Origin of the sequence: Thiothrix caldifontis, from assembly GCF_900107695.1 — a bacterium.
Classification (GTDB): domain Bacteria; phylum Pseudomonadota; class Gammaproteobacteria; order Thiotrichales; family Thiotrichaceae; genus Thiothrix; species Thiothrix caldifontis.
On record NZ_FNQP01000004.1, the window covers coordinates 218,667 to 239,105 of the forward strand.

Sequence of the window (20,439 nt, forward strand, 5' to 3'; positions counted from 1 at the left end):
CCAACCAGTTTCTCACTTAACGTGAGGAGTCAAACTGTTTTCGGGCGGGGGATACGGGTCTTCCTACTTCTTCGGCGCGTAAATATCCGTGCAAGTCCCCTCGGCCACTTCCGCCGCAAAGTTCAGCGTCTCGGAAAGCGTCGGATGCGGGTGGATCGTCAAGCCGATGTCATGCGCATCCGCCCCCATTTCCAACGCCAGCACCGCCTCGGCAATCAGCTCACCGGCATTCTTGCCCGCAATGCCCGCGCCAATCAGTTGCCCGGTTGCCTTATCAAACAGCACCTTGGTAATCCCATTGCTGGCATCCATCGACAACGCCCGCCCACTCGCCGCCCAGGGGAACGCGCCTTTCTCATACGCAATCCCTTCCGCCTTGCACTGCTCTTCGGTCTTGCCCATCCACGCCACTTCCGGGCTGGTGTAGGCGACTGACGGAATGGTTTTCGCATCAAAATAGGCTTTATGCCCTGCAATCACTTCCGCCGCGACCTTGCCCTCGTGCGTGGCTTTGTGCGCCAGCATCGGCTGCCCCACAATGTCGCCAATCGCAAAAATGTGCGGTACATTGGTACGCATCTGATTATCCACCGGAATAAAGCCGCGTGTATCCGCAAACACACCCGCCTTACCCGCGTCAATCAGCCCACCATTCGGCGAACGCCCAATCGCCACCAACACCCGGTCAAACGTATCCGTCGCAGGCGCACCTTTGCCCTCAAACGCACACACCAAACCCTCTGCCGTCGGCGTAATCGCCGTGACTTTGGTATTCAGGTAGATATTCTCGTACATCCCCTTAATCTGGTTGTGCAAGGGTTTCACAATGTCACGATCCGCACCGGGCATCAGACCGGGTGAGAGTTCCACCACGGTAATTTTTGCACCGAGCGCGTGGTAAACCGTCGCCATTTCCAACCCGATAATCCCGCCACCGACCACCAGCATCCGCTTGGGGATTTCCGGCAATTCCAGCGCGTCGGTGGAATCCATCACCCGTGGATCGTCCCACGGAATAAACGGCAATTTCGTGACCCGCGAACCGGCGGCAATGATGCAATTCGCAAACTTCACGATCTGCTTGCTGCCATCCGCTGCTTCCACTTCGATAGTATTGGGTGAAGTGAAACGTCCGTAGCCTTGCACGATTTGCACTTTGCGCTGCTTCGCCAAGCCTTTCAGACCCGTCGTCAGCTTGCCGACCACATCGCTTTTATGCGCTCGCACGGCATCAAGGTCGATGTCCGGCTCGCCGAATTTCACGCCATGCTTGGCAAACTCTTTCGCCTCATTGATCACTTCTGCTGTGTGTAACAACGCTTTGGAGGGGATGCAACCGACGTTGAGGCATACGCCACCAATGTTGGGATAACGCTCGATCAGCACCACTTTTTTGCCAAGATCAGCGGCGCGGAACGCAGCGGTGTACCCGCCGGGGCCAGAGCCTAGGACAACGAGTTCGGTTTCAAGATCGGTGGTAGAGGGAGAGAAAGAAGGTTCTTCATTCTTTAGCCCCTCTACCTCTGGGAGAGGGGTTGGGGTGAGGGTCTCTTCAATTTCCAACATCAGCAACGCCGACCCTTCCGACACCCGATCCCCCACCTTCACCAGCATCTGCTTAATCGTGCCAGCCAGCGGACTAGGAATTTCCATCGACGATTTATCAGACTCAATCGTAATCAACGAATCTTCCGCCTCAATCTGGAAACCGGCATCGACCAAGACTTCAATGATTTCAACGTCTTTGAAGCTGCCAATGTCGGGGACTTTGACTTCGATAATCTTGCTCATACCAGCAACCTCCGAATATCACCCAGCATTTTGGCAAGGTAAGTGGTGAAACGTGCGCCATCCGCGCCATCAATCACGCGATGGTCATACGACAGCGACAGCGGCAACATTAAGCGCGGCGCGAATTCCGTACCGTTCCAAATCGGCTGAATATCGGACTTGGAAACCCCCAAAATCGCCACTTCTGGCGCATTCACAATTGGGGTAAATTTCGTGCCGCCAATCCCGCCGAGGCTGGAAATCGAGAAGCAACCGCCCTGCATATCTGCGGGTTTGAGCTTTTTATCACGCGCTTTCGCCGACATTTCTTTCAACTCTTCGGAAAGTTGCATGATCGACTTTTTGTCCACATCACGGAATACCGGCACAACCAAGCCATCCGGCGTATCCACCGCCACGCCAATGTTGTAATAGCTTTTACGGATCAGGTTTTCACCCTTCGCATCCAGCGAGGAATTGAAGCGTGGGTAAGCCTTCAAGCCAGCTACCACCGCTTTCATAATGAACACTAGCGGGGTAATTTTCATCCCCGACTTGGCGTTTTCCTCATTCAACTGCTTGCGGAACGCTTCCAGATCGGTGATGTCCGCTTGATCAAACTGCGTGACGTGCGGAATGTGTACCCAGTTACGGTGCAAGAACTCGCCAGTCAGCTTATTAATGCGCGACAACGGTACGGTTTCGACTGCACCCCATTGGCTGAAATCAATGTCCGGCATGGGTGCAACGCCCAAGGTATTGCCGGAAGCTGCCGCTGATGGCATCCCGCCAAAGCTCATCACATCCTTGATGAAGCCTTTCACGTCATCTTGGGTAATGCGTCCTTTGCGCCCAGAGCCTTTGACCTTGTTCAAGTCTGCACCGAGTTCGCGGGCAAACTTGCGCACGGATGGCGTGGCGTAGGCTTTGCTGAAGTCGAGTTTTGGGGTGGCAGGTGCGGGTGCTGCGGGTTTAGATTCAACAACAGGTGCAGGTGCTGCGATTTCAGGTTTCGTGACAGATGCAGCAATAACGGGTGCAGCAACAGCAGCGACCGCATCCCCAACTTCCACCACCACCATCAAACTCCCTTCCGAAATCCGATCCCCCACCTTCACCTTCAGCTCTTTAATGACCCCCGCAACCGGCGACGGAATTTCCATCGACGATTTGTCGGATTCAATTGTGATCAACGAGTCTTCCACCGCGATGGTGTCGCCAACGCTCACCAATACTTCAATGATTTCAACATCTTTAAAGCTGCCAATGTCTGGCACTAAAACTTCCTGGATTGCCATGATTGCTCTCCTTATGCCAGACGTGGGTTAGGTTTTTCAGGGTTGATGCCGTATTTTTCCATCGCTTTCACCAAATCAGCGGCGGGCAGGGATTTTTCATCCACCAACGCTTTCAATGCAGCAATCACGATGTAATGACGGTTCACCTCAAAATGTTTACGCAATTGCGCACGGGTATCGCTACGCCCAAAACCGTCTGTCCCCAGCACCGTGAACGGCATTGGCAGCCATGCACGAATCTGGTCAGGGTATTGGCGGATGTAGTCGGTGGCAGCAATCGCGGGGCCGCGTTGGCCTTTCAAGGCTTGGGTGATATACGGCACTTTCGCGTCATCCAGCGGGTGCAACATATTCCAGCGGTCACAATCACGTGCTTCCCGCGCCAGTTCGTTGAAACTGGTCACACTCCACACATTCGCGTCCACGCCCCAATCCTTATCCAGTAACTCCGCTGCCGCAATCACTTCGCGCAAGATTGTGCCTGAACCCATGAGTTGCACTTTTTTACGCTTTTTGCCGCCACCGCTGAACAAGTACATGCCTTTGACAATGCCATCTTCACAACCGGCAGGCATCGCAGGATGGGTATAGTTCTCGTTCATGGTAGTGATGTAGTAGTATACATCCTCCTGATCCTGATACATGCGTTTCAAGCCGTTTTGCACGATAACCGCCAATTCATACGAGAACGTCGGGTCGTAAGAAATGCAATTTGGAATCAATGCCGCCTGAATCAAGCCATGCCCATCCTGATGTTGCAAGCCTTCGCCCGCCAGAGTAGTACGCCCCGCTGTACCACCAATCAAAAAGCCACGTGCGCGGCAATCGCCTGCTGCCCACGCCAAATCCCCAATGCGTTGGAAACCAAACATCGAATAGTAAATGTAGAACGGCACCATGTTTACGCCGTGGGTGCTGTATGCCGTTGCTGCGGCAATCCATGACGAAAACGCACCGGCTTCATTAATACCCTCTTCCAGAATCTGCCCAGTCTTGTCCTCTTTGTAGAACATGACCTGATCTTTATCCTGCGGCTCGTACAACTGCCCCACCGAAGAGTAAATCCCCATCTGGCGGAACATCCCTTCCATCCCGAAAGTACGCGCCTCGTCCGGCACAATGGGTACGACGTTTTTGCCCATGTTTTTGTCGCGTGCCAACAAAGTCAGCAAGCGCACAAACACCATTGTGGTAGACATTTCACGCTCGCCTGTACTTTCCAGCAGCGCTTGGAAAATCGAAATATCCGGCACTTTCAGCGGGGTTGCGTGCGTTTGGCGCTGCGGCAAGAAACCACCCAAGGCTTTGCGACGCTCCAGCATGTACTGCATTTCTTCGCCATTTGGGTCAGGGCGGTAATATTTTGCTTCTGCCGCGTCTGCATCGCTCAGGGGGATATTGAAACGATTTTTGTAAGCAATCATTTCTTCGCCACTCAGCTTCTTCTGCGAGTGGGTACGGTTCTGGCCTTCGCCCGCTGAACCCATACCGTAGCCTTTAACAGTATGAGCCAAAATGACGGTGGGTTGCTCAGTGTGGTTCACCGCAGCATGGTAAGCCGCGTAAACCTTGTGCGGGTCATGACCGCCACGGTTCAATCTCCAGATGTCAGCATCACTCATCTTGGCAACCATTTCTTTCAATTCGGGGTACTTGCCAAAGAAGTGTTCGCGAATGTATGCACCATCTTTGGATTTGTAATTCTGATATTCGCCATCAACTGCTTCCATCATGCGGGCTTTGAGCAAACCGTCCTTATCTTTGGCAAGCAGCGGATCCCAATACGAACCCCACAGCACTTTGATGACGTTCCAGCCTGCGCCACGGAATACCGCTTCCAGTTCTTGCACAATCTTGCCATTGCCGCGTACTGGGCCATCAAGACGTTGCAAGTTGCAGTTAACTACCCAAACAAGATTATCGAGTTTTTCACGTCCCCCTAAGGAGATTGCGCCAAGGGTTTCTGGCTCGTCGGTTTCGCCGTCACCCACGAATGCCCAGACTTTACGGTTCGCAGTTTCAGCCAACTTACGGTCTTGCAGGTACTTCATGAAACGTGCTTGGTAGATCGACTTGATCGGCCCTAAACCCATTGAAACGGTGGGGAACTGCCAATAATCCGGCATCAACCACGGGTGCGGATACGATGACAAGCCACCGCCATCAACTTCCTGCCGAAAACCATCAAGATCGGCTTCAGTAAAACGGCCTTCGAGGAAGGAACGGGCGTACATCCCCGGAGCAGCATGACCTTGGATATATAGCAAATCACCGCCGTGTTGCGGGGAGGGTGCATGCCAAAAGTGATTCATACCTACGTCATACAACGTGGCAGCGGAGGCGAACGTCGCAATATGCCCACCTAACTCCGGGCTTGCGCGATTAGCACGCACTACCATTGCCGCCGCATTCCAACGGATGTAAGAGCGTAACCGCGCCTCAATCGCTGGTTTTCCGGGGGTGTGGTGCTCTTGATGGGGGGGGATGGTGTTGATGTAGGCAGTGTTGGCGGAGTAAGGCAGGTTAGCACCGTTTTGCCGCGCACTAGCGATTAACTCTTCAAGCAGGAAGTGCGCACGCTCTACACCTTCGGCCTCAATAACTGCCTCTAGTGATTCAATCCATTCTTTAGTTTCTTGTGAATCAATGTCTTGTATGGAATTATCCATTGTAAATCCTCTTTCTTCCAGCGGTAAGTCTGGCTCATCCGAGCGGATTCGGCTACCAGATGGACACAAACAATAACATGCTACGGTTTTTTTTTGAAGAAAAATATTATCTAAAAATAATTAATTTATTTTTCAACAAATTATAAGTATCAAATACTTTTTTAAATCTTTCCTATTCATTTTCGATCAGTTCCGTTAAGCTCTCGTTATGACAGATGATATAGATATAATCCCCATTGCCGGACGTTTCCGGGGCTTCCTCCCTGTAGTCGTGGATGTAGAAACGGGTGGCTTTGATTGCCGCAAGGATGCGTTGCTAGAATTAGCAGCCGTGGTATTGCGCATCGACGAAAAAGGTGAACTATCCCGCCACCGTACCTTTAATTGGCATATCGAACCTTTCCCCAATGCCAATATGGATCCCAAATCGTTGGAAGTGAATGGCATCAAGCCGTTTAGCCCATTGCGCATGGCAGTCCCAGAGCCAAAAGCAATGGAGGAATTCTTCAAGGTGATCCGTAAAGAAGTGAAGATTAACCGTTGCAACCGTGCCATTTTGGTCGGGCATAACGCACCGTTTGATTTGAACTTTGTTCATGCTGCTTCTGACCGGATTAAAGCGACCCGCAACCCGTTTCACCCATTCAGTACGTTGGATACCGTTTCATTAGGCGCGGTAATGTATGGACAGACAGTTTTAGCTCGTCTTGCACAAGCAGCCGGTATGGGCTGGGATGCGGATTGTGCGCATTCAGCCGTGTATGATGCTGAAAAGACAGCAGATTTATTTTGCCATTTCGTGAACACTTGGCAAACACTGGATGCAGCGTTTAAAGCAGTCGAGAATTAAATGTAGGTGGGTATCGCGCCCCGCTCCACCCACCCTACAAAATCATCACTCACCTGTCTTCAGTTTTTCCCAATAGCCGTCATACAGCTTCATGGCATCGCCAATGTCGTTCTGGAATTCGGCTGTTTTCATGATCTCCGCCGAGGGGAAAATCACAGGATTATTTTGCAGCTCCTCACTCAGCAAGGCTTTAGCAGCAGCATTCGGTGTGCTGTAACCCAACTCTTCTACCACTTTTTGCCCGACTTCGGGGCGCAACATGTAGTCGATGAATTTATGCGCACTTTCCACATTTTCCGCACCAACCGGAATCACAAAGCTATCTACCCAAAAACCAGCACCTTCTTTAGGAAACACGTAATGGATATCGGGATTGTCTGCCTGCGCCATAATTACCTCACCACTCCAAATCATGCCAAGGTTAACATCACCGGCCATAAACGGCTCACGTGGCGCATCCGCATTAAACACCAACACATTCGGCATGAGCTTTTGCAAGTCTTCATAAGCCACCTTAACTTCATCAGGGTTGGTGGAATTAGTAGAAAAACCGTTCTTTTTCAGCGCCATGTGAAACACTTCACGCACATCATCGGTCAACAGCAACTTACCTTGCCACTTCTCATCCCACAAATCTGCCCATGAAGTGATCGTACTTGGGTCAATTTCTTTGCTATTTACGCCAATACCTGTGCTACCCCACAAATACGGCAAGCTATATCCATTACCGGGGTCATAAGGCTTATCCAGCAAATCCGGCGACAAGTTTTTCAGGTTCGTGAGCTTGGTTTTGTCGATTTTCTGCAATAAACCTTCTTGGCGCATTTTCGACACTAAATAGGCGGAAGGCACTACGATGTCATACCCCTTACCCTTCTGCAGCTTGATTTTAGAATACATCACCTCGTTATTTTCGTAGGTGGAATATTCGACTTTGATGCCAGTTTCCTTTTCAAAATCAGCAACTGTACTTTCAGGGATATATTCTGCCCAGTTGTACACCACGAGTTTTTCTTCGGCGTGTAATGCCGTGGACATTGCCATTAATACAGCAGCCAGCAAAGCAGGAAGTTTGATCATGTCAGTGTTTTCTCCTGAGCAGTAACGTTGAAAGCGTAACCAAAAACAGCGAAATCGCCAGCAACAGCGTTGCCAACACATTCACTTCGGGCGAGACACCGACCTTGACCATTGAAAACACCCGAATCGGCAAAATTTCAAAGCTGGGGCCGGTGACAAACGAACTGATAATTACATCATCAAGCGACAGGGTAAAGCTTAATAACCACCCAGCCACAATCGCTGGAAATACTAGCGGCAAAATAATCAGGCGGAAGATGCGACTTTCGCTTGCCCCCAAATCTTGCGCCGCCTCCAGTAAATATTTATCGAAACCTTTGAGTTGGGCATACACCGTGATCACCACAAAGGGTAGACAAAACGTAATGTGTGCAATCAGCAATGACCAAAAACCCAATTGAATACCAAGCGCGATAAAAATCACCAGAAACGTGATTGCCAGTACGATGTCGGGGGACATCATCACAATAAACAGTAAGCTACTGGCGGTGGCTTTCAGCGGAAAACGGTAGCGGTGCAAGGCCAATGCCATCAGCGTCCCAATGAGTGTTGCAGCGGTTGCTGCCAGACTTGCCACTAGTAAAGAATTCAAAAAAGCTTGGGTAAGTGCCTCATTTTCCCAGAGCTTGGCGTACCACTCGAAAGTAAAACCTTTCCATTCGTAGCCGTATTTGGAGGCGTTGAAGGAGTTGATCACCAAGATACCGATGGGTAAATACAGGTAAGCGAAGATGGCGATTATAAAGCTCCATTTAAAGGCTTTCATCATCCAACCCCCCTTGTCGATTAATTCGACGGTTAGCCAAGAAATATAACCATAACAAACCCGCCATGATCACAATCAACGCCACGCTAAACGCCGCCCCAAACGGCCAATCGCGCACCACCAAAAACTGGTTTTTAATAATATTACCCAGCAGCAGATTCTTCGCCCCACCCAACAAATCTGCCACGTAAAACATCCCCATGGCAGGCAAAAACACCATCAAACTCCCCGCAATAATCCCCGGCATGGTCAGCGGCACAATAATCAGCCGAAACCGCGCCCAAAAACTCGCGCCTAAATCCTGTGCAGCTTCCAGCAACGTACTGTCTAATTTATCGAAACTCGATACCAACGGCAGCACCATAAACGGCAGTAACACGTATACTAAACCAAACACCACCGCAAACGGCGTATACAATAATTGCAGTGGCTCATCCACCACTCCAGTCCCCAACAACGCGGCATTCACCAATCCCTTATTCCCCAGAATCAGCTTAATCGCATAAGTACGAATCAAACTATTCGTCCAAAACGGCACAATCATTAAAAACAGCAATACCCCACGCCAAACATTAGGTAATTTCGCCACAATATAAGCAAACGGATACCCCAACACTAAGCAAATTACCGTGGTTAGGGTCGACAGCCACAAACTGCGCCAAAATACTTCCGCATACACTGGCTCGAATAAACGTTCCCACGAATTCAAAGTCAGCGGCCAAACCGCCAAATGCTGCGCATCAGGCGACATCACACTGGTCAACAACACCAATACGTGCGGCACCAGCACAAACAACCCCAGCCACACCAGCGTTAGCACAATGGCAAAACGCCGGAAATTCAACAGATTCATGACTTACCCGCCCTTTCCGCAGGGATAACATGCTCCCAGCCCGGAACCCAGTCCACGCCGACTTTTTGGTTAATGCTGTAATCGAAATCGGGGTCATCTTCGTCGAAAAATTCATGCGCCATGACCGTTTGCCCGTTTTCCAGACGAATATGCGAGTTCAGGGTTTGCCCGGTATAATTACGCTCCAACACAATGCCGGGAAACCCCTTGCGCTCCAGTGCATTAGGGCGGCAATCAATACGCAAATCTTCCGGGCGCAACATCACATGCACCTTATCGCCTGCGGTAAAACGGTGATTACAGCGGATTTCGCGTTCCACGCCGTTAATCAGCGCCTGGTACTGGTATTCACCCAACTCACGGGTAATTTCGCCATCGAATACATTGATTTCACCGATAAATTGCGCCACAAACAGGTTACGGGGCGCTTCGTAAATTTCACGGGGTGTGCCAACCTGTTGCGCTTGTCCATTGTGCATCACCACAATCCGGTCAGACATCGACAGGGCTTCTTCCTGATCATGAGTCACGTAGACGAAGGTGATGCCCAATTGGCGTTGCAATTGCTTGAGCTCCAATTGCATTTGCTGGCGCAACTTATAATCGAGTGCGCTAAGTGATTCATCCAGCAACAAAATTTTCGGTCGATTCACCACAGCACGTGCAATCGCCACCCGTTGTTTCTGCCCACCGGAAAGCTGGTGCGGCTTACGGTTGGCAAAATCGGATAAACGCACAATTGCTAAGGCATCGGCAACCCGCACTGCGATATTTTGCGCATCCACCCCTGCCATTTTCAGACCAAATGCCACGTTATCGAATACCGTCAGATGCGGAAACAGTGCATAACTCTGGAAAACAGTATTCACCGGGCGCTTTTCTGCTGGAATTCCGGCAATATCTTCACCATTCAGCAAGATTTGCCCCTCATTCGGTTGCTCAAACCCCGCAATCAGCCGCAATACGGTGGTTTTACCGCAGCCGGAAGGTCCCAAGATCGTGAAAAATTCACCGTCATTGATCGTGAGGTGAAAATCGGTGAGCACTTCCTGAGCAGCAAACCGTTTGCTGATATTGCTCAGGGTCAGAATGGGTGATCGGTTCAAGCGCGGCTCCTATCGTTAATGGCCTAGCGTGACGGGGGCGCATCCATTATATTTCCCACACGCCCACATTCAATGGATAATATCCCCGCCTACTGAAGGAAATGGAAGAATTCGACCAACCATGAAAATTACCCGACGCTTACGCTGGCTACTCGCAGGCGGCATCTTACTGATGACGCTGCTGTTTTTGCTGTTCTTGTTTTTTGCTACCAAAAACTTCCTCGACTTGTGGGATAGGCTGCTGTTACTTCCGCACTGGCTATTTTACAGCTACAGCACTGTTATTGTAGCGGTGATGGGATTCAGCGGCTGGCTCATCGTGAAATTAGTCACTGGCGGGCGTTCCACCACAGCCATTAAGCGCCCTGCCCCCAAACCCGTCACTGAAGCCTCACTGACCCAAGACATCGCGCAAATCAAAGCAGCGGGCATGGATACAGCGCCGCTAGAAGTCGAAATCGCCGAATTAAACGAACGTAGAACGGCGGGAAATGCACACATTGCCTTTTTCGGTGACGTTAGCACGGGAAAATCTTCCATTATCAAAGCGTTATTGCCGGAAGCGGGGGTAGAAATCAACCTGCGCGGCGGCTCCACCCGCGAGATTCGCGAATATACCTGGCAAACCATCGCTGGCGACCATTTACTCCTGACCGACCTACCGGGGCGCAATGAAGCAGAAGGCACACTCGATGCTGCTGCCCGCGACGAAGCGATTCGGGCACATATTGTGGTGTATGTCACCGATTCCGACCTCAGCCGCAGCCAATTTCAAGACTTGCAGGAACTGGCAGCATTCGGCAAGCCCTTACTGATTGCGATCAACAAACGCGACCAGTACAGTGCCGAAGAACAGGCACAGCTTGCCCAGCGCATCCGCGCCCGCTTCGACTCTGCGCAGCGGACAGGGACAGCCGAACCCCCGGAAGTATTGTTCATTCAATCCGGCGGCACGGAAGAAATCGTGCGAGTCTACCCCGATGGGCGTGAAGAAACCGTACAGCGCCCCCGCAAGATGGACGTTTCCGCCCTTGCCACTCACCTACAAACCGAAATCGACCGGCGGCTGGAAACGCTCTCACAACAACGCGATGCCAGCGTACTGCATTTGGTACAAGAAAAACTCGACCTCACCCGTGAAGATTATCGACGTACCCAAGCGGAAAAAATTGTGCGCAGTTCCACCCACAAAGCCATACTGGGCGCATTGGCTTCCGTCAGCCCCGGTACGGATCTGGTAATTCAGGGTGTGATTGGGACGCGCATGGTACAAGAACTCTGTAAACTGTACGATAGCCCGGTCAGTCAACTCGACATCGACCAATTCCTGAATTTCAGTCAGGGACAGTTGAAGAAGAGTATCCCACTGCTACTCGCTGTAGCAGGCAATGGTTTGAAAGCCTTCCCCGGCATTGGCACTGTCGCGGGTGGTTTGGTACATGCCGTGGCTTATGGGCTAATTTTTGACGCGCTCGGCAAATCCGTCGCGCACACCCTCGAACAACGCGGCGCACTCAAAGCAGCGCCCGCAGCAGCAACATTTCAGGAGATGCTCAGTGGAAATCTGGAAGAACGTACAAAAACATTTGCCAGATTGGTTATTGAACAATATCGGGGCAAATAAAGCGGACAACGCCGCACCGGAGGACGATACACCGCCACAGAGCAGCGGTGACACGCATTTACAACTGGCAACCGAAAGCCTGCGCCAACTGCTCGACGATACACGCATCCCAGACGATGTACGTGAAAGCCTGCGCAATGATTATACCCAAGTACGCGGGATGTTAGATAAATTAGAACATGGGCATGTACACATTGCGGTTTTCGGGCGCGTTAGTGTCGGCAAATCATCCTTGCTAAATGCTTTACTGGGGCAGCCTGTATTCAGTGTTAGTGTTTTGCACGGCGAAACCCGCAGCGTCAATATGCAGCAATGGCAGGAATACAGCGACAACGGTATTTTCCTCATCGACACGCCAGGTATTAATGAAATTGACGGCGAATCCCGCGAAAAAATGGCACATGAAGTCGCTAATCGGGCCGATTTAGTCCTATTCGTCGTGGATGGCGACCTCACCGATGTGGAATTCCAAGCCCTCAAAACAGTAACCGGTTCACATCGCCCGACGCTATTGATTGTGAATAAAGCCGACCGTTACACTGAGAAGGAACAACAACAGTTACGCAGTATCTTACGTACCCGTACCCAAGGCATGATTGCCCCCGAAAACTTAATTTTTACTACAGCGCAAGCCAGCCGCCAAACCATTATTTATGTGGATGAACACGGTGAAGAAATCGAAGGTATCCGCGAACGCCCCATCAATATCAGCGCCCTCAAAACCCGCTTGTGGGACATCATCGAAGCCGAAGGCAAAACCCTTGCCGCACTCAATGCCTCTCTGTTCGCCGGACATTTAAGCAAGGAAGTCGGGCAACGTATTCTGGCGATAAAACGTGAGCTTGGTGGAAAAACCATCCGCCTGTATTGCTTGGGTAAAGGGATTGCCGTTGCGCTAAATCCCATTCCAGTGGCAGACTTATTAGCCGCTGCGGTGATTGACGCCAGCATGATTATTCACCTGTCAAAGCTGTACGGCTTACCTATTTCGCGCAATGAAGCCAGCGACCTTATTCGCACGATACTGGGGCAAATGTTATTGCTGGCGGGAACAGTTTGGGCCGTGCATTTAGTCTCTGCCGCCCTCAAATTAGGTACAGGCGGTATCTCGACTGTGCTGACAGGTGCCGCTCAAGGTGCAGTGGCATGGTACAGCACACTAGTGGTTGGGCGTGTTGCTGAAGAATGGCTTGCCAATGGCAAATCGTGGGGAGAAGTCGGTCCCAAATTAACCGTGGAACGCATTTTGGAATCACTCGACCGTGATTCAGTCTTGACGGAAGCCCGTGAAGAAATTATCACCTATCTACATAAAACTGTTAAAAATCCCCAAAGCTAACGCGAATGGTTCTAATGCTAAATTCTGGATAACCCTGCAAAGCGAAGAGATGCTGGGATCATAATTAGCGGGTCAACGTTACCAATAGTTCCTAAAAATACCTAAACACAAAGGGCGACCCTAAAGTCGCCCTTTCTTTGCTTACTTATGGCAAGCGCTTAACGTAACAGACCGAACGGTGACAACAAACCACCGATGCCACCGTAATCTTGCACTGCTTCTTTAGTTGCAGATGTATGTACCTGAATTTTATCACCCGCCATCACAACCGGATCAGCAACCTTTCCTTGGTTTACAGCCTCAAGAGGCACCGTGTAAGGCTTGCCATCGCGGAAAACAGTCACATTGTCTTTCACCGCTAAACGGTTTAAACCCTCAGCCAGCGCAATCGCCTGAGTCACCGTAGTATCACCCGCTAATGGGTAAACACCAGGTCTATTCACTGCACCAGAAACCGTGATTTTACTAGCTGTCGACTCACGCACAATGACATTCACTTGTGGGTTGTGCATATAATCTTTTTCCAAACGCGTCGCAATTTGTTTTTCCAACTGGCTGGCCGATAAACCTTGAGCACGTACTGTACCAATTAAAGCCAGTGTAATATTACCATTGTCATCAACCCGTACTTCTTTGGATAAATCTGGCACTTTAAAGACGTCAATTTCCAACAGATCTTGCGGTGCAATCCGGTCACTGCCTGAAGTGCCGGTGGGCAAGCTAGCCGATGCTGTACTTACCGTAGAACCGGGTAAAGCAGTGTGTTGTGGTGCGCCGCTGGAACAAGCTGCCAGTGTCATTGCCGCTAAGAAAGGAAACAATAATTTCCATGTCATTTTCATTGGGGATCTCCCTGATAATATTTTTAACAATTAAGTTGGGATAAGGGTTTAAGTATTACATCAAATTCAACAGTAAATTTTCTGACCAGTATTTGCGAAGCTCATCTGACTAAACGTAAGCAATTCGCAGACAACAGGAATATAGACCAAATTCACACAGTCCATCGAAATTTATGACACACAAGGTTTAATTATAACCCTTGGGGTTACTGCTTTGCCAGTGCCACGTATCACGGCACATATCCACCAAATCCTTTCCCGCCTTCCAGTGAAGCAAGTTTTCTGCCAGTGCAGGGTCAGCGTAACAACAAGCAATATCGCCCGCCCGTCGCGCCACGATGCGATAAGGCACTTCTCTTCCGCTGGCCTCACTGAATGCCCTAGCCATATCTAGCACAGAATAACCTTGCCCCGTACCGAGATTGACTACGAGCAAATTAGGCACGTCTCCCCGCTGAAAAGCTTCTAATGCTTTCACATGCCCCTTAGCCAAATCCACCACATGAATATAATCGCGCACACCCGTGCCATCATGAGTCGGGTAGTCACCACCAAATACGGATAGATAGGGGTATTGCCCAACCGCAACACGTGCAATATAGGGCATCAGATTATTGGGAATCCCTTGAGGATCTTCGCCAATTCTACCACTGCTATGCGCTCCCACCGGATTGAAATAACGCAACAACGCAATTTTCCAAGTTGGATCAGCCTTGTAAAGATCGCCGAGAATTTCTTCAATCATCAGCTTAGAACGCCCATAGGGGTTAGTGGCAGACAAGGGGAAATGTTCTTGAATCGGTGTCGTGTGCGGGTCGCCATATACAGTCGCTGATGAACTGAACACAATATTTTTCACACTGTGTTGCTGCATCGCTTGTAAGAGACTGACTGTACCCGCAACGTTATTATCGTAATAAGCTAGCGGCTGTTCGACGGATTCCCCGACAGCCTTCAAACCTGCAAAATGGATAACACTGTCAATAGTGTATTCGCTAAAAATACGCTCAAGCAGCGCGACATCACGAATATCACCTTCATAAAAAGGAATACTGGTCTGCCCAGTCAGTTGTGCAACGCGCCGTAACGATTCGGGTGAACTATTACACAGATTATCCAGCACCACGACCTGAAAGCCTGCACTCAGCAGTTCAATACAAGTATGGGAACCAATATAGCCAGCTCCACCCGTCACCAGAATATGTTTAGTTGTTTGCATGTCGGCCCTCATTAATTAGCAGACGCAACCATTATTGCGTCTGCCATAGGGTAACAAAACAGCTTAGGTTTTGTCGGCTTTAACCGTCGATTTCTCGGATACTTTATCAGCAGCTTCCGCTTTTTCATCTTTAGCCGACGCTTTTTCAGCTTTCACCTCTGTTTTTTCTGCGACTGCTTCTGTTTCTGCTGTGTCAGTCGTCTTTGCTGACTTATCCGCTTCCGCCGTATCAGCATCCGCTAACGAGATGTTGTCTTTGATATTGTCGAATAGCTTGTCACCAATGCCGGAGACTTCTTTCAAGTCTTCTAGGGTTTTGAACTCACCGTGTTCAGTGCGGTACGCAACAATCGCTTCGGCTTTCTTTTCACCGATACCGTCCAGTGAATCCAGCGTGGCAACATCTGCTGTATTGATGTTGACCATTTCCGCTAAAACAACCGGTGATGCAAACAGGGAAACAAGCAGGGATGTAATGGCAATCATTTTTTTCATTGCTGACTCTCGTGAATGTGATTTATTGTTAGGGTTTGTGTGTACACCCGTGAATTATCGCGTTAAATCACCTTATTCCGCAGCTTTTCCAGACAATCGGCAAGAGATAATTCCAATGAACAAACCTTATATCAAACCCATTATTTCCTACTCGATGGTAGGTAGTCTCGGTATGACCATCCTCGCCAGCCTGCAAGGGTGCGGGGGTGATCAGCCCCCTGCCCCGCCACCCAACACAGGCGCTGGCACGATTTCCGAAGCCGCCAAAAGCGAAGCCATGTTCATGGTCATTCAGCAAACTGGCGCAAACCCTGATACGTATGAGCTGGTGGAAAAATATCCCGCCAGCCAAACCCGCGCCATTCTCAAGGACATGAAAGGCAATGAACGCATTCTCACCGAAGCCGAACTCAAAGCAATGGCAGAAGCCGAAGCCAAAAAGGTCGAAGACGGCACGTCTGCCCTCACCCAACCCGTGGCACAAAATCAAGGCTTAAGCTTGGGCGAAACGGTTCTCGCCGCCGCAGCCGGGGCACTGATTGGCGGAATGCTTGCTAACAAACTCATGGGCAACGCGAATTACCAACAGCACCAGCAACAACAAGCCAGCAAAGCCCAAAGCAGCATCAGCCGCCCCGCCGCCCGCACCGACACCCGTGCGGTCAACCCCAATCAAGCGCAACAACCCAAATCCGGCTTTTTCGGCAATAATAATAACGCCAACCCCAGCAACCGCTCTGGCAGCACTGGCGGCAGTTCTTTTGGTGGCGGATCAGCAGGGGGCTAAATCATGATTCAACTCGAAACCGTCAAGCCCATCAGCCCCGCGCTCATGGAAGAAGTTGGCATGACGTGGCACACCGACCCCGACGGTCAACCCTATGTTGCCGCTGAAATCGTCGTCGTTACCGAAGCGGAAGCCGAAGCTTATTACAACGCCGCCAACGAACTCTACGATATGTACGTCGCCGCCGCCCAATACGTCATCGACCATGACCGTTTTCTGGAACTCGACATTCCCTACAATCTGGTCGACCACATCCGTCGCAGTTGGGAAAACGACCATCGCCACCTCTACGGGCGTTTCGATTTCGCAGGCGGTGTCGACGGCTTGCCGATTAAACTGATCGAATTCAACGCCGACACCCCCACCAGCCTGTTTGAAACCGCCATCGTGCAATGGGCGCTGCTCAAAGCCAATGGCATGAACGAAGCCGCGCAATTCAACACGGTCTACGCCAGCCTCGTGAAAAACTTTCGCCGCTTAGTGACTGGCGAGAACGACCCCGACCGTTTTGGCGAGTATTACCGGTATCAAAACATCTTGTTTTCCAGCATTCGCGGCCTGCCGGAAGACGAACAAACCGTGCGTTTTTTGCAGCACCTCGCTAATGATGCGGGGTTTCAGACCGATTTTTGCTACATGGATGAAGTCGGCTTTCTCGAAGAGCAAGGCATTTTCAACCCGCAACAAACCCGTTTCGACTACTGGTTTAAGCTTTACCCGTGGGAAGACATTGCGCTGCAAACGGACGGCATCAACGGCATTCTCGACGACATTACCCGTAACACCACGACCGTCATTCTCAACCCTGCATACACCCTGCTGTTCCAAAGCAAGGGCATTTTGAAAGTGTTGTACGAGCTATTCCCCGACTCCCCCTATTTGTTGGAAACCCGCAGTGAAAGGCTGCACGGCAAAAAGCAAGTGGCGAAAAAGCTGTTCGGGCGCGAAGGTGCCAATGTCAGCATTTACGATGCAGCGGGCAAACTCCTCACGCAAACCCTTGGCGAATACGACCGCTACCACACCATTTACCAAGCATTCGCGGCATACCCCAAAGATTCACAAGGGCGCAGTTATCAGGCCGGGGTATTTTTCGCGTGGGAAGGCTGCGGCTTAGGTTTTCGACGTGGCGGTGAAATCCTCGATAACCTCAGTAAATTTGTGGCACATCGGGTCAGGTAAATCGGGTTAGCCAAGTTTACCCCGGTTCCCCTTTCCAATGTGTTACCCTGTAGGTTCGGTATGCACCCCAGTCATGCCATCCACTACAATTAGCTTCGTTCCGTGTACTTAGCAAGGAGTACACTATGCCAGTCATCCGTCCAACACTTTTCGAGCGGATTCTGCAAGGGCGAAAACGCCCCCCCGAAGAGCTACCCATCAAAGCCGAACTTTTCAGTGCCGACCAGATGGAACGCCACGGCAGAACGTTAGCCGACTCCCACCAACTCACCCACCAAGCGGTGCAAGATCAACTTCTCAACCGCCTCTCTGACAACGAAGCCGTGTTAGTGGAATGCGCCCGCGTGTTAACCGCCACACTCAGCGCCAACCGCCGCCTCACCCCTGCTGGCGAATGGTTGCTGGATAATTTTTACCTGATTGACGAACAAATCCGTACCGCCAAACGCCACTTACCGCAAGGATACAGCCGCGAATTGCCGCGCTTGGCGGATGGCGTGTCGAGTGGCTTGCCGCGTGTCTATGACATTGCGCTGGAAAACATTGCGCACGGTGATGGGCGCGTTGACCCCGACAGCCTCAGCCGTTTCGTCACCGCTTACCAGACCGTCACACCGTTGAAGCTGGGCGAATTATGGGCAATCCCCATCATGCTGCGCCTGGCGCTGATCGAAAACCTGCGGCGTATTGCGGCACGCATTACCACCGACAAAATTGACCAGGATCTTGCCGACACCTGGGCAAACCGCATGGTCGAAGCGGCGGAACAAGACCCCAAAAGCCTGATTCTGGTGATTGCCGACATGGCGCGTTCCAACCCACCGATGAGCACACCGTTTGTAGCGGAACTGGTACGCCGCCTGCAATGGCAAAGCGCCGCACTGGGCTTGCCATTGAGCTGGATCGAGCAATTGCTGGCAGAGTCACACCTTACCATCGAACAATTGGTGCAGATAGAAAGCCAGCAACAAGCGGCTGATCAAGTCTCCATTGGCAACAGCATCGGCAGTCTGCGCTTCCTTGGCTCGATGGATTGGGAAGAATTTGTCGAAAATATGAGCGTTGTCGAACAAACCCTGCTCGACGATCCGGCGGGTGCATACGGCGAGATGACTTTTGCTACCCGTGACCGTTACCGCCATGTCGTGGAAAAAATTGCCAAATACACCCGTTATTCCGAAGGCGAAGTCGCACAATTAGCCGTGCAACTGGCGCAAGCAGGCGCGGAACAGCATGGCAATGACGACCGCACCGCGCACGTTGGTTTTTACCTGATCGACGACGGCTTGCACCAACTCGAACAAGCCGCGCAAGCACGGCTACCGCTGCTCACAAAACTCCACAGAACCGCTTGCTGCTTACCCCTACTCTCCTTTGTGGGCAGTATTGCACTGTTAACGTTGTTGTTTACCAGCGGCTTGTTGCTGCAAGCCCACGCTGAAGGCGTACAGGGCTGGTCGCTGGCATTGTTGGGCATCGTGTTGGCGCTCGGTACAAGCTACCTGTCGGTGGCACTGGTGAACTGGCTGGCAACCTTGCTGACTACGCCGTATGCCTTGCCGCGCATGGACTTTTCGGAAGGCATTCCGCAGCCATCGCGTACCTTGGTGGTCGTGCCGACCATGCTCAGTAGCGCCCCCGGCATTGAAAGCATGATGGAGGCACTGGAAGTGCGTTTCCTCGCCAATCGGGATGCGCATCTGCATTTCGGCTTATTGACCGATTTTCTGGATGCGCCGCTAGAAACATTGGCGGGGGATGCGGCGTTGTTGCAGCTAGCACACGCAGGCATCGACCATCTGAACACCAAATATCCCGGCGAATCGGGTGACATTTTCTTCCTGTTTCACCGCCCGCGCCGCTGGAATCCGCAAGCACAAGTGTGGATGGGCTACGAACGCAAACGCGGCAAGCTAGCGGATTTGAATGTGCTGCTACGTGGTGGTGCAAAGGACGCATTCGCGCTGATCGTGGGCGACATCACGCCGCTTGCCGAGGTGAAATACGTGATTACGTTGGACACCGACACCCAGCTTCCGCGTGACGCTGCGCGTCAATTTGTCGGCACGTTGGCGCACCCGCTGAACCACGCGGTTTACGACCCCGCCAAGCAGCGGGTTACGCAAGGCTATGGCATCTTGCAACCCCGTGTCAGCGTCAGCCTTTCCGCACCGAACTTATCGCGCTATGCACGCTTGTACGGTGGGGAATCAGGTATCGACCCTATACGCATCAACTTTAAGCCCTCCATTCCCTAACTTGCTGTAATCTCATCCAATTATTAGGTTTTTTCCTCCGTTTGTTTTGTCGGCAAGCGGTTGAAGAAGCGAAGAGTTTTGCCAGTTGCTTGAGGCATTTTATCAAGCTGCGTCGCTCAGCGATGCAGGCGGCAAGATGGGAAGCCTGTTCCTGAATGGCTTGAACACCTTTGGTGAGGCTGCGCTGGGGTATTTCCCACAATCCGGTGAGCATGATCCAGTGTTGGATGAGGATAATCAGTAATTTGACGTAGATTTCACACAAAATTCGCCATACGTTGGCACTTCTGGAAACCGCGAG

General features: G+C 51.2%; 17 protein-coding genes. 7 read left to right on the top strand and 10 right to left on the bottom strand.

The window, feature by feature from the left end; translation table 11 throughout:
* Positions 1–63 precede the first annotated feature (63 nt).
* From lpdA to aceE, 3 genes are read right to left on the bottom strand one after another with little or no spacing between them, the layout of a single operon-like run.
* Positions 64–1,791, bottom strand: coding sequence for a dihydrolipoyl dehydrogenase (lpdA, locus tag BLV87_RS04955; RefSeq protein ID WP_093065995.1), 1,728 nt, complete (start codon positions 1,789–1,791; stop codon positions 64–66).
* Positions 1,788–3,068: a dihydrolipoyllysine-residue acetyltransferase gene (gene aceF / locus BLV87_RS04960; protein WP_093065997.1), complete on the bottom strand. Its 1,281-nt coding sequence runs from the start codon at positions 3,066–3,068 to the stop codon at positions 1,788–1,790. Before aceF ends, lpdA begins: the two co-directional genes overlap by 4 nt.
* Positions 3,069–3,079: 11 nt before the next feature.
* Complete coding sequence (gene aceE / locus BLV87_RS04965; RefSeq protein WP_093065999.1) at positions 3,080–5,737, bottom strand: pyruvate dehydrogenase (acetyl-transferring), homodimeric type; 2,658 nt, start codon at positions 5,735–5,737, stop codon at positions 3,080–3,082.
* Between the two features lie 208 nt (positions 5,738–5,945).
* Here aceE and rnt point away from each other — a divergent pair, with 208 nt between their 5' ends.
* Positions 5,946–6,587: a ribonuclease T gene (rnt, locus tag BLV87_RS04970; protein ID WP_093066001.1), complete on the top strand. Its 642-nt coding sequence runs from the start codon at positions 5,946–5,948 to the stop codon at positions 6,585–6,587.
* A 45-nt stretch (positions 6,588–6,632) separates the two neighbouring features.
* Here rnt and BLV87_RS04975 read toward each other — a convergent pair whose 3' ends face one another.
* The 4 genes from BLV87_RS04975 to potA are packed head-to-tail and all read right to left on the bottom strand — an operon-like array spanning position 6,633 to position 10,392.
* Positions 6,633–7,667 carry an extracellular solute-binding protein gene (locus BLV87_RS04975; protein WP_093066003.1) on the bottom strand — a complete coding sequence of 345 codons (1,035 nt, stop codon included), beginning with the start codon at positions 7,665–7,667 and terminating at the stop codon, positions 6,633–6,635.
* A gap of 1 nt (position 7,668) precedes the next feature.
* A complete protein-coding gene (gene potC, locus BLV87_RS04980; RefSeq protein ID WP_093066005.1) occupies positions 7,669–8,436 on the bottom strand; it encodes a spermidine/putrescine ABC transporter permease PotC in 768 nt (255 codons plus the stop codon).
* Positions 8,420–9,286 (bottom strand): spermidine/putrescine ABC transporter permease PotB, encoded by an 867-nt coding sequence (gene potB, locus BLV87_RS04985; RefSeq protein WP_093066007.1) that lies wholly within the window; start codon positions 9,284–9,286, stop codon positions 8,420–8,422. Before potB ends, potC begins: the two co-directional genes overlap by 17 nt.
* Positions 9,283–10,392, bottom strand: coding sequence for a spermidine/putrescine ABC transporter ATP-binding protein PotA (potA, locus tag BLV87_RS04990; RefSeq protein ID WP_093066009.1), 1,110 nt, complete (start codon positions 10,390–10,392; stop codon positions 9,283–9,285). The genes potB and potA overlap by 4 nt, the downstream gene beginning before the upstream one ends.
* Positions 10,393–10,513: 121 nt before the next feature.
* Here potA and BLV87_RS04995 point away from each other — a divergent pair, with 121 nt between their 5' ends.
* Both BLV87_RS04995 and BLV87_RS05000 read left to right on the top strand, forming a co-directional pair.
* On the top strand, positions 10,514–12,016 hold the full coding sequence (locus BLV87_RS04995) for a GTPase (RefSeq protein ID WP_093066011.1): 1,503 nt from the start codon (positions 10,514–10,516) through the stop codon (positions 12,014–12,016).
* Positions 11,949–13,355, top strand: coding sequence for a YcjF family protein (locus tag BLV87_RS05000; protein ID WP_245706920.1), 1,407 nt, complete (start codon positions 11,949–11,951; stop codon positions 13,353–13,355). Before BLV87_RS04995 ends, BLV87_RS05000 begins: the two co-directional genes overlap by 68 nt.
* Before the next feature lie 158 nt (positions 13,356–13,513).
* Here the strand turns inward: BLV87_RS05000 and BLV87_RS05005 are convergent, their stop codons facing one another.
* From BLV87_RS05005 to BLV87_RS05015, 3 genes are all read right to left on the bottom strand, one after another.
* A complete protein-coding gene (locus BLV87_RS05005) occupies positions 13,514–14,197 on the bottom strand; it encodes a polysaccharide biosynthesis/export family protein (protein ID WP_093066013.1) in 684 nt (227 codons plus the stop codon).
* Between the two features lie 187 nt (positions 14,198–14,384).
* The gene (gene galE / locus BLV87_RS05010) at positions 14,385–15,416 is read right to left on the bottom strand and encodes a UDP-glucose 4-epimerase GalE (RefSeq protein WP_093066015.1); all 1,032 of its coding nucleotides are present in this window, start codon (positions 15,414–15,416) and stop codon (positions 14,385–14,387) included.
* 63 nt (positions 15,417–15,479) lie between these two features.
* Positions 15,480–15,911: a ComEA family DNA-binding protein gene (locus BLV87_RS05015; protein ID WP_093066017.1), complete on the bottom strand. Its 432-nt coding sequence runs from the start codon at positions 15,909–15,911 to the stop codon at positions 15,480–15,482.
* A gap of 115 nt (positions 15,912–16,026) precedes the next feature.
* Here BLV87_RS05015 and BLV87_RS05020 point away from each other — a divergent pair, with 115 nt between their 5' ends.
* The 4 genes from BLV87_RS05020 to BLV87_RS19245 all read left to right on the top strand — a co-directional run bounded on the left by BLV87_RS05020 (position 16,027) and on the right by BLV87_RS19245 (position 20,382).
* Positions 16,027–16,698 (top strand): Cj0371 family chemotaxis-regulating polar lipoprotein, encoded by a 672-nt coding sequence (locus BLV87_RS05020; RefSeq protein WP_093066055.1) that lies wholly within the window; start codon positions 16,027–16,029, stop codon positions 16,696–16,698.
* A 3-nt stretch (positions 16,699–16,701) separates the two neighbouring features.
* The gene (locus BLV87_RS05025) at positions 16,702–17,880 is read left to right on the top strand and encodes a glutathionylspermidine synthase family protein (RefSeq protein ID WP_093066019.1); all 1,179 of its coding nucleotides are present in this window, start codon (positions 16,702–16,704) and stop codon (positions 17,878–17,880) included.
* A 125-nt stretch (positions 17,881–18,005) separates the two neighbouring features.
* Positions 18,006–20,138 carry a protein kinase family protein gene (locus BLV87_RS05030; RefSeq protein WP_093066021.1) on the top strand — a complete coding sequence of 711 codons (2,133 nt, stop codon included), beginning with the start codon at positions 18,006–18,008 and terminating at the stop codon, positions 20,136–20,138.
* 85 nt (positions 20,139–20,223) lie between these two features.
* Positions 20,224–20,382 (top strand): hypothetical protein, encoded by a 159-nt coding sequence (locus tag BLV87_RS19245; RefSeq protein ID WP_175517813.1) that lies wholly within the window; start codon positions 20,224–20,226, stop codon positions 20,380–20,382.
* Positions 20,383–20,439: the final 57 nt, after the last annotated feature.

What these genes read in the sequence shown, in the direction of transcription:
- lpdA (WP_093065995.1), bottom strand. Translation starts at nt 1,791, where the DNA reads ATGAGCAAGATTATCGAAGTCAAAGTCCCCGACATTGGCAGCTTCAAA.
- aceF (WP_093065997.1), bottom strand. Translation starts at nt 3,068, where the DNA reads ATGGCAATCCAGGAAGTTTTAGTGCCAGACATTGGCAGCTTTAAAGAT.
- aceE (WP_093065999.1), bottom strand. Translation starts at nt 5,737, where the DNA reads ATGGATAATTCCATACAAGACATTGATTCACAAGAAACTAAAGAATGG.
- rnt (WP_093066001.1), top strand. Translation starts at nt 5,946, where the DNA reads ATGACAGATGATATAGATATAATCCCCATTGCCGGACGTTTCCGGGGC.
- BLV87_RS04975 (WP_093066003.1), bottom strand. Translation starts at nt 7,667, where the DNA reads ATGATCAAACTTCCTGCTTTGCTGGCTGCTGTATTAATGGCAATGTCC.
- potC (WP_093066005.1), bottom strand. Translation starts at nt 8,436, where the DNA reads ATGATGAAAGCCTTTAAATGGAGCTTTATAATCGCCATCTTCGCTTAC.
- potB (WP_093066007.1), bottom strand. Translation starts at nt 9,286, where the DNA reads ATGAATCTGTTGAATTTCCGGCGTTTTGCCATTGTGCTAACGCTGGTG.
- BLV87_RS04995 (WP_093066011.1), top strand. Translation starts at nt 10,514, where the DNA reads ATGAAAATTACCCGACGCTTACGCTGGCTACTCGCAGGCGGCATCTTA.
- BLV87_RS05005 (WP_093066013.1), bottom strand. Translation starts at nt 14,197, where the DNA reads ATGAAAATGACATGGAAATTATTGTTTCCTTTCTTAGCGGCAATGACA.
- galE (WP_093066015.1), bottom strand. Translation starts at nt 15,416, where the DNA reads ATGCAAACAACTAAACATATTCTGGTGACGGGTGGAGCTGGCTATATT.
- BLV87_RS05015 (WP_093066017.1), bottom strand. Translation starts at nt 15,911, where the DNA reads ATGAAAAAAATGATTGCCATTACATCCCTGCTTGTTTCCCTGTTTGCA.
- BLV87_RS05020 (WP_093066055.1), top strand. Translation starts at nt 16,027, where the DNA reads ATGAACAAACCTTATATCAAACCCATTATTTCCTACTCGATGGTAGGT.
- BLV87_RS05025 (WP_093066019.1), top strand. Translation starts at nt 16,702, where the DNA reads ATGATTCAACTCGAAACCGTCAAGCCCATCAGCCCCGCGCTCATGGAA.
- BLV87_RS05030 (WP_093066021.1), top strand. Translation starts at nt 18,006, where the DNA reads ATGCCAGTCATCCGTCCAACACTTTTCGAGCGGATTCTGCAAGGGCGA.